This is a genomic window from Serratia sp. (in: enterobacteria) (assembly GCF_052400455.1).
Classification (GTDB): Bacteria; Pseudomonadota; Gammaproteobacteria; order Enterobacterales; family Enterobacteriaceae; genus Serratia; species Serratia ureilytica.
Genome location: NZ_CP185812.1, coordinates 4,758,497 through 4,771,674 on the forward strand (window position 1 = coordinate 4,758,497; position 13,178 = coordinate 4,771,674).

At 62.5% G+C, this 13,178-nt stretch carries 9 protein-coding genes; 5 read left to right on the forward strand and 4 right to left on the reverse strand.

Annotated features, from left to right (window positions below; translation table 11 throughout):
- Window positions 1–27 precede the first annotated feature (27 nt).
- Window positions 28–2,343: a Fe(2+) transporter permease subunit FeoB gene (feoB, locus tag ACORQT_RS22905; RefSeq protein WP_042785506.1), complete on the forward strand. Its 2,316-nt coding sequence runs from the start codon at window positions 28–30 to the stop codon at window positions 2,341–2,343.
- Complete coding sequence (locus ACORQT_RS22910; RefSeq protein WP_004930758.1) at window positions 2,343–2,582, forward strand: FeoC-like transcriptional regulator; 240 nt, start codon at window positions 2,343–2,345, stop codon at window positions 2,580–2,582. Before feoB ends, ACORQT_RS22910 begins: the two co-directional genes overlap by 1 nt.
- A 43-nt stretch (window positions 2,583–2,625) precedes the next feature.
- On the opposite strand, the gene ACORQT_RS22915 is transcribed toward ACORQT_RS22910, so the two are convergent.
- Entirely contained in the window at window positions 2,626–2,910 is a 285-nt protein-coding gene (locus tag ACORQT_RS22915; protein WP_004930765.1) for a YdgH/BhsA/McbA-like domain containing protein, read from the reverse strand.
- A 270-nt stretch (window positions 2,911–3,180) separates the two neighbouring features.
- Window positions 3,181–3,951, reverse strand: a complete 771-nt coding sequence (bioH, locus tag ACORQT_RS22920) for a pimeloyl-ACP methyl ester esterase BioH (protein ID WP_072626815.1) — start codon at window positions 3,949–3,951, stop codon at window positions 3,181–3,183.
- A 40-nt stretch (window positions 3,952–3,991) separates the two neighbouring features.
- Here bioH and gntX point away from each other — a divergent pair, with 40 nt between their 5' ends.
- Together gntX and nfuA are read left to right on the forward strand one after the other, a co-directional pair.
- Window positions 3,992–4,675, forward strand: a complete 684-nt coding sequence (gntX, locus tag ACORQT_RS22925) for a DNA utilization protein GntX (RefSeq protein ID WP_164057634.1) — start codon at window positions 3,992–3,994, stop codon at window positions 4,673–4,675.
- A 58-nt stretch (window positions 4,676–4,733) separates the two neighbouring features.
- Window positions 4,734–5,309: a Fe-S biogenesis protein NfuA gene (gene nfuA / locus ACORQT_RS22930; RefSeq protein WP_004930777.1), complete on the forward strand. Its 576-nt coding sequence runs from the start codon at window positions 4,734–4,736 to the stop codon at window positions 5,307–5,309.
- Window positions 5,310–5,493: 184 nt separating this feature from the next.
- On the opposite strand, the gene malQ is transcribed toward nfuA, so the two are convergent.
- Both malQ and malP read right to left on the reverse strand, forming a co-directional pair.
- Entirely contained in the window at window positions 5,494–7,587 is a 2,094-nt protein-coding gene (gene malQ, locus ACORQT_RS22935; protein WP_164057633.1) for a 4-alpha-glucanotransferase, read from the reverse strand.
- A gap of 9 nt (window positions 7,588–7,596) precedes the next feature.
- A complete protein-coding gene (gene malP / locus ACORQT_RS22940) occupies window positions 7,597–10,002 on the reverse strand; it encodes a maltodextrin phosphorylase (RefSeq protein ID WP_164057632.1) in 2,406 nt (801 codons plus the stop codon).
- Between the two features lie 460 nt (window positions 10,003–10,462).
- Between malP and malT the strand changes: the two genes are divergently transcribed.
- The gene (malT, locus tag ACORQT_RS22945; RefSeq protein ID WP_033651750.1) at window positions 10,463–13,177 is read left to right on the forward strand and encodes an HTH-type transcriptional regulator MalT; all 2,715 of its coding nucleotides are present in this window, start codon (window positions 10,463–10,465) and stop codon (window positions 13,175–13,177) included.
- Window position 13,178: the final 1 nt, after the last annotated feature.

Below are 13,178 nucleotides of genomic sequence, written 5' to 3' on the forward strand. Positions count from 1 at the left end.
TTCTCCTTGAAGACGACACGCAGAACTATGAAAAAACTCACCATCGGCTTAATCGGCAACCCGAACTCCGGCAAAACCACGCTGTTCAACCAACTGACCGGCGCGCGCCAGCGGGTCGGCAACTGGGCGGGCGTGACGGTCGAACGCAAGGAAGGCCATTTCACCACCCCGCAGTCCGACGTGCGGCTGGTCGATTTGCCCGGCACCTACTCCCTGACCACCATTTCGGAGCAGACGTCGCTCGATGAGCAGATCGCCTGCCACTACATTTTGAGCGGCGACGCCGATCTGCTGATCAACGTGGTGGATGCCTCCAACCTGGAACGCAACCTCTACCTGACGCTGCAGCTGCTGGAGCTGGGCATTCCCTGCATCGTGGCGCTCAACATGCTCGACATCGCCAAAAGCCAGCATATCGATATCGACGTCGCCGCGCTGTCGGCGCGCCTCGGTTGCCCGGTAGTGCCGATGGTCTCCACCCGCGCCGACGGCATCGGCGTGCTGAAACAAATGATCGACAATCATCGCATCAACGAACAGCAGGCGCTGGTGAACTACCCGCCGCTGCTGCTGAAAGAGGTCGCCACGCTGAGCGACGCCATGCCGCAAACGCTGCCGGCGGCGCAGCGCCGCTGGCTGGCGCTGCAGATGCTGGAGGGCGACATCTACAGCCATCGCCTGGCCGGCCCCGCCGTGGCGCGGCTGCCAGCGGCCATTCAGGCGCTGCAACAGCAGCAGCAGGAGGACCCGGCGCTGGTGATCGCCGACGCGCGCTACCAGTCCATCGCCGCCCTGTGCGACGCGGTCAGCAACTCGCAGCAGGCGATGCCCAACCGCCTGACCGACATACTGGATAAAGTGATCCTCAACCGCTGGCTGGGCGTACCGATCTTCCTGCTGGTGATGTACCTGATGTTCCTGCTGGCGATCAATATCGGCGGCGCGCTGCAGCCGATCTTCGATATCGGCTCGGCGGCGATCTTCATTCAGGGCATTCAGTGGCTGGGTTACACCCTGCACTTCCCCGACTGGCTGACCGTCTTCCTGGCGCAGGGCGTCGGCGGCGGCATCAACACCGTGCTGCCGCTGGTGCCGCAGATCGGCATGATGTACCTGTTCCTGTCGTTCCTGGAAGACTCCGGCTACATGGCGCGCGCGGCGTTCGTGATGGACCGCCTGATGCAGGCGCTCGGGCTGCCGGGCAAATCCTTCGTGCCGCTGATCGTCGGCTTCGGCTGCAACGTGCCGTCCATCATGGGCGCCCGTACGCTGGACGCCCAACGCGAACGCCTGATCACCATCATGATGGCGCCGTTCATGTCCTGCGGCGCCCGTCTGGCAATCTTCGCGGTATTCGCCGCCGCGTTCTTCGGCCAGGACGGCGCCGGCGTGGTGTTCTCGCTGTATATGCTCGGCATCGCGGTGGCGATCCTAACCGGCCTGGTGCTGAAATACACCCTCATGCGCGGCGAAGCCTCGCCGTTCGTGATGGAGCTGCCGGTCTACCACGTGCCACACCTGAAAAGCCTGTTGCTGCAAACCTGGCAGCGGCTGAAAGGCTTCGTGTTGCGCGCCGGCAAGGTGATCGTGGTGGCCAGCATGTTCATCGGCGGCCTGAACAGCTTCTCGTTCAGCGGCAAGACGGTCGACAACATCAACGACTCCGCGCTGGCCTCGGTCTCCAAGGTGCTGACGCCGCTGCTGCAGCCGATGGGCGTCCACAGCGATAACTGGCAGGCCACCGTCGGGCTGGTGACCGGCGCGATGGCGAAAGAAGTGGTGGTCGGCACGCTGAACACGCTGTATACCGCCGAGCACATCAACAAAGAGGCGTTCGACGCCGCCAACTTCAACTTGCTCGATGAACTGGGCGGGGCGCTGCAGGAAACCTGGGACGGGCTGAAAAACACCTTCAGCCTGAGCGTGCTCTCCAACCCGATCGAAGCCAGCAAGGGCGACGGCGAGATGGGCGTCGGCTCGATGGGCGTGATGAGCAGCAAATTCGGCTCCGGCATTTCCGCCTACAGCTACCTGATCTTCGTGTTGCTGTACGTGCCTTGCGTCTCGGTGATGGGCGCCATCGCCCGTGAATCGAGCCGCGGCTGGATGACCTTCTCAATCCTGTGGGGGCTGAACGTCGCCTACTCGCTGGCAACGCTGTTCTATCAGGCGGCCACCTTCAACCAACATCCGCAGTACAGCCTGACGGCGATCCTGGCGGTGGTGCTGGTAAACCTGCTGGTGCTGTTCGGCCTGCGCCGGGCGCGCAGCCGCGTCACGGTTCGCCTGGGCAACGCCACGCCGGCGGCCTGCTGTCAGGGCGCCAAAGGGAGCTGCCACTGATGGCCGGGCTGCTGCAGGTGCGCGATGCGTTGGCGCTGCGCGGCAGCGCTCAGGCGCAGCAGCTCAGCCAATCGCTGGCGACGCCGCTGCCGCTGGTGCAGGCGATGCTGGACCGTTTGACGGCGATGGGGAAAGTGGAACGCATCGAACAGGATGACGGCGCCTGTCTGAGCGGCGGCTGCAAAAGCTGCCCGCAGGGCCAGGGGTGCAGCACGGTGTTCTACCGGCTGAAGGCCTGACGTTCAGGGGCGCCGCTGCGGGCGCCCCCTTGCCGTTCAAGGCTTATTGCTTGTCTTTGTAAACTTCGGCGATGGCGCTGAATTTACCGTGTTCGCGGCCCGCCAGGATCACGTAGTATTGACCGCCCTTTTCGTCCGCCAGTTTGGACAGCTCTTCCTTGGCATCCATCGGCGACGTGGTTTCCGCCGTGGTGGTCACGGTGCCGATCTTCTCGTATTTACCCGGATTCTTATCCAGATCTTCCTTGGTCAGCAGGGTTGCCGCCATAGAGCCGAAAGACACCGAACCCAGCACTGCCGCTGCAATAATCATCTTCAATGATTTCATGACACTAACCTCTCAATGGATAATTTATCTGTTATGAAAGCCGTCCAGGATCCATGCGTAGTACTGCAGGCTGCCGCGACATCCTCAGGCCTCGTTGCTTTCCCTGACGGGGCCTGTTTCCCAGAGACGAAACGCCAAAATGAAAATCGCCGCACGCGGTCTTTTCATTTTGCAGCCAACGCATTGACTCACTAAGTATTGAACAGCTTTGTCTTTTATCCACCCGGCAGCGTTTTTTTTCGCGCTCTATCGTGCGTTTTCACGCTGCATTCAATGTGCTGCAATAAACGCTTCGATCATCGTCACAAATTCATCGGGATGAGAGATAAACGGCGCATGGGCGGCTTTAGCCACGATCTGCGACGTGGAGTTCGGCCAGGCGGCGTCGAGCAGCTCGGCGACCTTGCGCGGCACCAGCCCGTCCAGATAGCCGTAGATCCGCAGCAGCGGCAGATTCAACTCCGCCAGCGGCGCGCGCAGATCGGCGGTGCGCAGGATCTCCAACCCGCCGTTCAGTACTTCGACGCTCGGCGTCGGTTGGTTGAGCACCACCGCTTTCAGCTGGCGCGCATCCTGACGCGCGCTCTCGGTGCCCAGCGTCTGCAGCGCCAGAAAACGCTCGACGGTGCGCTGGAAATCCAGGCTTAGCTGGTGCTGGAAACCGCTCAGCACGTCCGGACGGATCCCCGGCCACTCATCGCGGGCGGCAAAGCACGGCGAGGAGGCCACGGTGATAAGCCCGTTGACCCGCTGCGGCTGCATCAGCGCCGCCTGGCTGGCCACCAGCCCGCCGAGCGACCAGCCGAGCCACCAGGCCTGCGGCGGGGCGGCCGCCAGCACGATTTCCGTCATCTGCGCCAGCGACAGGGCGCCGAACCCCTGGCTGCGGCCGTACCCCGGCAGATCGACCAGGTGCAGGCGAAAATGCGGCGTCAGCCGCGCTTGAATGCAACTCCACACTTCGGCGTTCAATCCCCAGCCGTGCAGCAGCACAAGATCGCGTTCACCTTCACCTATTGTTTGCCAGTACAGCGCTGTCATTGGTTATTGTCCTTTCATGCTTACCCGTCTCGGAGACACTATGCTATCAATCCGCAGCCGCTGTTGGCTATGCCGACAGCCATTGAGCCTGATGCGTCATGGCCTCTGCAGCTGCTGCCTGCGTCACCTGCCGGCCAGACCGCCGTGTTGCCCGCGCTGCGGGCTGCCCGCCGGGGAGACGCGCACGCCCTGCGGCCGCTGCCTGCAACGGCCACCGCCCTGGCAACGGCTGGTGTTCGTCGGCGACTACGTGACGCCGCTCAGCGGCTTGGTAAAAAGGTTCAAGTTCCACCGCGCGCCCGAGCTGGCGCCGGCGCTGGCGCGCCTGATGCTGTTGCGCTGGCAGCAGGCGCGCAGAGAGCAGTATCTGAACAGACCCGACCTGATTTTGGCGGTACCCTTGCATGCAACACGCTGCTGGCGCCGTGGCTATAACCAGAGCGATCTGCTGGCCCGGCCGCTGGCGCGCTGGCTGGGCTGCGCCTACCGGCCCGCCGCCTTGCGCCGGGTGCGCAAAACCGCCCTGCAACAGCGGCTGAGCGCCTCTGCCCGCAGACGCAATCTGCAGCGCGCGTTCGCCTGTACCGTGCCGGTCGCCGGCCGGCATATCGCCCTGGTGGATGACGTGGTGACCACCGGCAGCACCGTCTCGGAGATCGCGTCGCTGCTGCGGCGGCAAGGCGCCGCCTCGGTGCAGATATGGTGCGTTTGCCGCACGTTGTAGTGCCACGGCAATGGGCGTATTATAACCGACTATAGAAGTCAACTATTGAGCTAATGCTATGATCCGTATAACAGATGCTGCACAGGAACACTTTGCCAAACTGCTGGCAAATCAAGAAGAAGGCACCCAAATCCGCGTATTCGTGATCAACCCGGGCACGCCGACGGCCGAATGCGGTGTCTCTTATTGCCCGCCGGACGCGGTAGAAGCGACGGATACCGAACTGAAGTTCGACAAACTGTCCGCCTATGTCGATGAACTGAGCGCGCCGTATCTGGAAGACGCCGAAATCGACTTCGTGACCGACCAGTTGGGTTCTCAGCTGACGCTGAAGGCGCCGAACGCCAAGATGCGCAAGGTCGATGACGACGCGCCGCTGATGGAACGCGTGGAATACGTGCTGCAGTCGCAGATCAACCCACAGCTGGCGGGCCACGGCGGCCGCGTAACGCTGATGGAGATCACCGACGACAACATGGCTATTCTGCAGTTCGGCGGCGGTTGTAACGGCTGTTCGATGGTCGACGTCACGCTGAAAGAAGGCATCGAGAAAGAGCTGCTGCAGAAATTCCCTGAGCTGAAGGGCGTGCGTGATTTGACCGAGCACCAGCGCGGCGAGCACTCCTACTACTGATACCCTTCTTACTTGAAGTTGCAGCGTTGTTGGCCGCATGCGCGCACCCCAGTCACTTACTTAAGTAAGCTCCTGGGGTTTTACGCACTTGCCGCCTAGCTGCAACGCCAATTAATTCGGGTATCCGTCATTTGGATGGGACTAAAGTTCTCGTCCTTTGACCTAATACAACGACACCTCATCGTCACCCCACCGACACCTTGCGTCGGCGCTTGTCCAAATCCTTCAGCAGCCGGTTTATCCGCGGGTCGGCGAACATCTCCTCCAACGTCCGGGTCAGCTTGCGCCGCCAGTTAGGGTACTGATCGCTGGTGCCGGGGATGTTGACCGGATCGGCCATGTCCAGCCAGTCTTCCGGCTGCAGGCCAAGCAAGGCGCTGGCGCTGTCAGCGACATAACGCTGCAGGCCGCGGTTGAGCAGCGGGCTCATGCCGAGCAGCGCCGCCTTCTTGCCCACCTTCTGCGGCACGCAGCCATAACGATGCAATCCATCCAGCAACCCCTGCTTGGCGCGTTCCCGATCGGCGAACAGCGCCCGCAGGATTTCCGCGTCCGGGTAGAGACCCAGCCGGTTGCCGAGCGTCAGATCGTCGCTTTGCCAGTAGCCGCGCAACGTCGGCAGATCGTGAGTGGTGATGGTCGCCATCGCCTGTACCGGATAGGCCTGCGGCGCGCGGAAATGGTGTTCGCCGTCGCTTTCGAAATAGAGCACTTTGTAGGAATAGACGCCGCTGTCGCGCAGCTTGCCGACGATTTCCACCGGCACCGTACCGAGATCCTCGCCGATCACCATACAGCGATGGCGCTGGCTTTCCAGCGCCAGCACCGCCAGCAGATCGTCCACCGGGTATTTGACGTAGGCGCCGCGATCGGCGGTTTCACCATACGGGATCCACCATAGCCGCAGCAGCGCCATGACGTGATCGATACGCAGCGCGCCGCAGCTGGTCATGTTGGCGCGCAAAAGATCGATGAACGGCTGATACCCGCGCGCCGCCATCACGTGCGGATCCATCGGCGGCAGGCCCCAGTTTTGCCCCAGCGGGCCCAGAATATCCGGCGGCGCCCCGACCGACGCTTTCAGGCAGTACAGCTCGCGGTCACACCAGGTTTCCGCCCCGCCTTCCGCCACCCCGACCGCCAGATCGCGATACAGGCCGATCGGCATCTGCTGCTGCCTGCTCTGGTCAAAACACTGCGCGAATTGGGTGGCCGCCAGCCACTGCAGCCACAGGTAAAAACGAACCGTTTCCTGGTGTTCAGTGCAGAACTGCCGCACCGCTTCGCTATCTCCCTGCCGATAACGTTCGGGCCAGGCCGGCCAGCCCCACTGGCTGATGTCATCCGCCGCCAAATGGGCATGCAGCGCGTCGAAGGCCGCTTGCCGATACAGGCTGTCGCCGCCGTCCGTCACGAATTGCTCGAACGCCTGACGCTGCGCGTCGTTTGGCTTGCGCGCCTGAAATACCGGAAACGCCAGCTTCAGCGCCGCCAGTTTCAGCTGCATCACGGCGGTGTAATCCACCCACTCCGCAGCGCGCGCTTTGGCGAGCTGTTTCTGCGTCGCCGGCTTCTGCCACCAGCGCTGCGCCGCGTCGCTGCGCTGGAAATCCTCCACCGCGTTGACGTCGATATACGCCAGGTTCAGCCAGCGGCGCGACGAGGGGCTGTAAGGGCTGGCGCTCTCCGGGTTGGCGGGGTACAGCGCATGGATCGGGTTGAGGCCGACGAAAGCGCCGCCGCGTTCCCCCACCTCTTCCACCATCAGGCGCAGATCGCCGAAATCGCCGATGCCCCAGTTGCGATCGGAGCGCAGCGTGTACAGCTGAACGCAGGCGCCCCACAGCTTTTTGCCGGTCAACAAGGCGTCCGGCTCGAAGCAGCGCCTCGGCGCGACGATCACTCGGCATGACCACTGCCGTGCGCCCTGGCTCAGCGTCAATTGGTGGTAACCCGCCGGCAGCTCGCCGGGCAGCGTCAGGGTCTTGCGCGCGCCGACGCGCCCCTGCAGGCATTCGCCGTCTTCACGCTGCAGCGCCCACAGGTATTCGCCTTCGCCCGTCGGCGTCAGCGCCAACGGCGCGCCCTGATAGAACACCTTGACCGCCGGTAACGGCGGCGGCGCGGTATCCTGCACCGCATCATCGGCCCACTTCATGGCCGCCAGCAGCTTGCGCTTGGTCTCCGGCTCAATCGCCTGCCGTTTGCCGTGAGCATTGATGAAATCGGCAGCGATCCCCGCCTGCTCTGCCGCCTGATCGATACGCTTGCGATCCATTCGCTCTCCTTAACGTTTGGCTTGCCAGATGCGCTGCTGGTAATCGCGGATCGAGCGATCCGAGCTGAACATGCCGACGCGCGCGGTGTTAAGGATAGTCCGCCGCGTCCACTCGTCCCGATCGCGATACAGCTCATCGACCCGGCGCTGCGCCTGGCAGTACGAGGCAAAGTCCGCCAGCACCAGATAGGGATCGCCGCCTTCCAGCAGGCTGTGCAGCATCATGTCGAACGCGTGCTTGTCGCCGTGGCTGAACGCGCCGCTCGCCAGTTCATCCAAAATCGCCTTCAGGTGCTTGTCCTTCTTGCGGTAGCTGAGCGGATCGTAGCCCTTCGCCACTATCGCCTTCACCTGCTCCACGGTATTGCCGAAGATAAAGATATTGTCTTCGCCCACCTGCTCGGCGATTTCGACGTTGGCGCCGTCCAGCGTGCCGACCGTCAGCGCGCCGTTCAGCGCCAGTTTCATGTTGCCGGTGCCGGAGGCCTCTTTACCGGCGGTGGAGATCTGCTCGGAGATATCCGCCGCCGGGATCATCAGTTCGGCCACCGAGACGCGGTAGTCCGGAATAAACGCCACTTTCAGGCGATCTTTCACCAGCGGATCGTGATTGATCTTCTCGGCCGCCTGATTGATGGCGTAGATGATGTTCTTCGCCAGGTAGTAGCCCGGCGCCGCCTTGGCGCCGAACAGGAACACGCGCGGCACGATGTCCAGATTCGGGTTGTCGCGCAGCTGGCGATACAGCGACAGGATGTGCAGCAGATTCAGGTGCTGGCGTTTGTACTCGTGCAGGCGTTTGATCTGCACGTCGAAGATCGCGTCCGGATCGAGCGTCAGCCCCATCACGCCGTGCACGTAATGAGCCAGCGCCACCTTGTTGTCGCGTTTGATCTGCTGATAACGCTGGCGGAACGCCGCGTCGTCGGCGAATTTCTCCAGCCCGCGCAGCGCGTCGAGATCGCTCGCCCACTCCACCTTCAGCGTCTCGTCGATCAGGCCCGACAGCGCCGGGTTGCACTGTTTCAGCCAGCGGCGCGGCGTGATGCCGTTGGTGACGTTATGGAATTTGTTCGGCCACAGCTGGTGATATTCCGGGAACAGATCCTTCACCACCAGATCCGAATGCAGCTGCGCCACGCCGTTAACCGCAAAGCCGCTGACCACGCACAGGTTGGCCATGCGCACCTGCTTGTCGTGGTGCACCGCCAGCTTGGCCCACACCGCCTCGTCGCCCGGCCAGTGCTTATCCACCAATTTTTTAAACCTGGCGTTGATCTGTTTGATGATGGAGAAATGGCGCGGCAGCAGGCTGCGCACCAATTTTTCATCCCAGCATTCCAGCGCTTCCGGCATCAGGGTGTGGTTGGTATAGGCGAAGGTGTTGCTGGTGATCGCCCAGGCCGCCTCCCACTCCAGCTGATGCTCGTCCAGCAGAATGCGCAGCATTTCCGGAATGGCGATGGTCGGGTGGGTGTCGTTCAGCTGGATCACTTCATACTTCGGCAGTTCTTCAATCTTGCGGCCGGCCTGATGGTGCTTGCGCAAAATGTCCGCCACCGAGCAGGCGCACTGGAAATACTGCTGCATCAGGCGCAGGCGCTTGCCGGCCTGATGGTTGTCGTTCGGGTAAAGCACCTTGGTCAGCTTGTCGGCTTCTACGCCCTGCTTCTCAGCCTGCAGGAATTTGCCGTCGTTGAAATCGCTCAGGTTGAACGGATGCTGATGGGTCGCCTGCCACAGACGCAGCGGCTGCGCCACGCCGTTGCGATACCCCAGCACCGGCAGGTCCCAGGCTTCGCCGCGCAGGGTGAAGGCCGGGCGCCACAGCTCGCGGCCGTCGGCCTGCTTCTCCAGCTTGCCGCCGATGCCCACGTCCACCGCCAACGCGGCGTTGTGGCGGAACCACGGATAGCTCTCGCGCTGCCAGTTATCCGGCGCCTCTTGCTGTTGCCCATCGCGGAACGACTGGCGGAACAGCCCGTACTGGTAGTTCAGCCCATACCCGGTGGCCGGTTGCTCCACCGTCGCCATCGAGTCGAGGAAACAGGCCGCCAACCGCCCCAGCCCGCCGTTGCCCAGCGCCGGATCGGTTTCCTGCTCGAGCAGATCCGCCAGCTTGACGTTCTGCTCGGCCAACGTCTGCTCGACGGTGTCGTACCAGCCCAGATTGATCAGGTTGTTCGCCGTCAACCGGCCAATCAAAAACTCCATCGAGATGTAGTTCACGTGACGCAGCGGTTTGGCGCTTTTGCGCGGCGCCGGCTGTGCGGCCAACTGCTCGGCCAGCGCCGCACTGACGGCTTCCCACCATTGATGTTGCGTCATTTGCTGCGCGGAACTGAGGCCGAACCGTTGCCACTGACGGGCGAGCGCCGCCAGAAAAGCATCCTTCTTGAGCGTAGGCTGTGACATAAGGAAAACTCTCTATCCAGTAAGTGGGTCAAATTGCCGCTATCGTGCCGGTGAGAAAGCCTGACGGCATCATCCCGCCTGGGGATTAGCTGGGGAGGAGGATTGGGGCGTAGCTGGAATTGTGATCTCAGGCACTTTTTGACTCCCTTGCAACGATGCAAAAAAGCCCGCCAACGCGTGCGGCGAGCACTGAGAACGTTAACCATGACGTTAGCACAAGTATTCGCGCTGCTGAAGTTTTGTCCATGGCCGGAAATGCGATCCGCAACCGCATCACCGTACTCCGACGCCAAACGTAAAAAAGTGTGATCGATAGCAACTTAACTCCAAGCCGATGCGGAAGCTTGTTGCAATACGTTTAGGGTTGGCAGAAGTTAGGGGGAGCTATTAATTACGAACCATAAAATAATTAGCGCCACTCCAATCCCGGCGGGAACCGCGATTTATATCCTGGAATACTATGCTGATCCCATCAAAACTGAGCCGCCCGGTACGGCTGCAAAATACCGTGATCCGCGATCGCCTGCTGGCCAAACTGGCCAGCGCGGGCAACTATCGTCTGACACTGGTCAATTGCCCGGCGGGATACGGGAAAACCACGCTGATCGCCCAATGGGCGGCCGGCAAGGCCGATCTGGGCTGGTATTCCCTGGATGAGAGCGACAACCAGCCGGAGCGTTTCGCCAGCTACCTGATCGCGGCGCTGCAGCAGGCCAGCGGCGGCCGCTGCGTCAAGAGCGAAGCGCTGAGCCAGAAGCACCAGTACGCCAGCCTGTCGGCGCTGTTCGCCCAGCTGTTTATCGAGCTGGCCGACTGGCATCAGCCGCTGTACCTGGTGATCGACGACTATCACCTGATCACCAACGACGCCATTCACGAAGCCATGCGCTTTTTCCTGCGCCATCAGCCGGAAAACCTGACGCTGATCCTGCTCTCGCGCACCCTGCCGCCGCTCGGCATCGCCAACCTGCGGGTGCGCGATCAGCTGCTGGAAATGGGCACGCAGCAGCTGGCGTTCACCCATCAGGAAGCCAAACAGTTCTTCGATTGCCGCCTGGCGGCGCCGATGGAACAGCAGGACAGCAGCCGCCTGTGCGACGAAGTCGAAGGCTGGGCCACCGCGCTGCAGCTGATCGCGCTGTCGGCCCGCCAATCCGCCTCCTCGGCCCAACTGTCGGCCAAGCGGCTGGCGGGGCTGAACGCCAGCCATCTGTCCGACTATCTGGTGGACGAAGTGCTGGATCACGTCGATGCCGATGCGCGCGCCTTCCTGCTGCGCTGTTCGGTGCTGCGCTCAATGAACGATGCGCTGATCGTGCGGCTGACCGGCGAAGACAACGGCCAGCAGCGGCTGGAGGAGCTGGAACGCCAGGGGCTGTTTATCCACCGCATGGACGACACCGGCGAATGGTTCAACTTCCACCCGCTGTTCGCCTCTTTCCTGCGCCAGCGTTGCCAGTGGGAACTGGCGCTGGAGCTGCCGGGGTTGCACCGCGCCGCCGCCGAAGGCTGGCTGGCGCTGGGGTATCCGGCGGAGGCCATTCACCACGCGCTGGCGGCCAGCGACGTCAGCATGCTGCGCGATATCCTGCTGCAACACGCCTGGTCGCTGTTCCACCACAGCGAACTGGCCTTGCTGGAGGAGTGCCTCAACGCGCTGCCGTATGAGCGCCTGATCCAAAACCCCAAGCTGGCGCTGCTGCAGGCCTGGCTGGCGCAGAGCCAGCACCGCTACAGCGAGGTCAACACCCTGCTGGAGCGCGCCGAGCGCACCATGCGCGAACAAAAAATCGAGATAGACCAAACGCTGCACGCCGAGTTCGACGCCTTGCGCGCCCAGGTGGCGATCAACGCCGGCAAACCGGAAGAAGCCGAGCGGCTGGCGACCGAAGCGTTGAAATTCCTGCCGCTGTCCAGCTACTACAGCCGCATCGTCGCCACCTCGGTGACCGGCGAAGTGCACCACTGCAAGGGCGAACTGGCGCGCGCGCTGCCGATGATGCAGCAGACCGAGCAGATGGCGCGTCGTCATCAGGCCAACCATTACGCGCTCTGGGCGCTGCTGCAGCAGAGCGAAATCCTTATCGCCCAAGGCTTCCTGCAGGCCGCTTACGAAACCCAGGATAAGGCGTTCGAACTGATCCGCGAGCAGCACCTGGAACAGCTGCCGATGCACGAATTTCTGCTGCGCATCCGCGCCCAGATCCTGTGGTCATGGTCGCGCTTGGACGAAGCGGAAGACGCGGCGCGCGCCGGGCTGAAAATTCTGGCCAACTACCAACCGCAGCAGCAGCTGCAGTGCATCGCCATGTTGGCCAAATGCTCGCTGGCGCGCGGCGATCTGGACAACGCCAATACCCATCTGCAGCGCTGCGAAACCCTGCTGCACGGCGCCCACTATCATCGCGACTGGCTGACCAACACCGACAAGTCGCGGGTGATCCACTGGCAAATGACCGGCGACACCGCCGCCGCCGCCCAGTGGCTGCGCCACACCGAAAAGCCCGGCATGGCGGACAACCACTTCACGCAGGGCCAATGGCGCAACATCGCGCGAGTGCAGATCCTGCTCGGCCAGTATGAAGAGGCCGGCGTGGTGCTGGATGAACTGAACGAAAACGCCCGTCGCCTGCGGCTGGTGAGCGATCTCAACCGCAATCTGCTGCTCAGCAACCAGCTCTACTGGCTGCAAGAGCGCAAGGGCGAAGCGCAGCAGGCGCTGATCGAAGCGCTGTCGCTGGCCAACCGCACCGGCTTTATCAGCCACTTCGTCATCGAAGGCGAAGCGATGGCGCAGCAGCTGCGCCAGCTGATCCAGCTCAACACGCTGCCGGAGCTGGAACAGCATCGCGCCCAGCGCATCCTGCGCGACATCAACCAGCATCATCGGCACAAATTCGCGCATTTCGACGAGAACTTCGTCGATAAGCTGCTGACCCATCCGCAGGTGCCGGAACTGATCCGCACCAGTCCGTTGACCCAACGCGAATGGCAGGTGCTGGGGTTGATCTATTCCGGTTACAGCAACGACCAGATCGCCGGTGAGTTGGATGTAGCGGCCACCACCATCAAGACCCATATTCGCAATCTATACCAGAAGCTGGGCGTGGCCCATCGCCAGGAAGCGGTGCAGCAAGCGCAGCAGCTGCTGAAGATGATGGGGTACGGCGCCTGAT

Excerpts from the sequence above, each read along its gene's own strand:
- feoB (WP_042785506.1), top strand. The coding sequence starts at position 28 with ATGAAAAAACTCACCATCGGCTTAATCGGCAACCCGAACTCCGGCAAA.
- ACORQT_RS22910 (WP_004930758.1), top strand. The coding sequence starts at position 2,343 with ATGGCCGGGCTGCTGCAGGTGCGCGATGCGTTGGCGCTGCGCGGCAGC.
- ACORQT_RS22915 (WP_004930765.1), bottom strand. The coding sequence starts at position 2,910 with ATGAAATCATTGAAGATGATTATTGCAGCGGCAGTGCTGGGTTCGGTG.
- bioH (WP_072626815.1), bottom strand. The coding sequence starts at position 3,951 with ATGACAGCGCTGTACTGGCAAACAATAGGTGAAGGTGAACGCGATCTT.
- gntX (WP_164057634.1), top strand. The coding sequence starts at position 3,992 with ATGCTATCAATCCGCAGCCGCTGTTGGCTATGCCGACAGCCATTGAGC.
- nfuA (WP_004930777.1), top strand. The coding sequence starts at position 4,734 with ATGATCCGTATAACAGATGCTGCACAGGAACACTTTGCCAAACTGCTG.
- malQ (WP_164057633.1), bottom strand. The coding sequence starts at position 7,587 with ATGGATCGCAAGCGTATCGATCAGGCGGCAGAGCAGGCGGGGATCGCT.
- malP (WP_164057632.1), bottom strand. The coding sequence starts at position 10,002 with ATGTCACAGCCTACGCTCAAGAAGGATGCTTTTCTGGCGGCGCTCGCC.
- malT (WP_033651750.1), top strand. The coding sequence starts at position 10,463 with ATGCTGATCCCATCAAAACTGAGCCGCCCGGTACGGCTGCAAAATACC.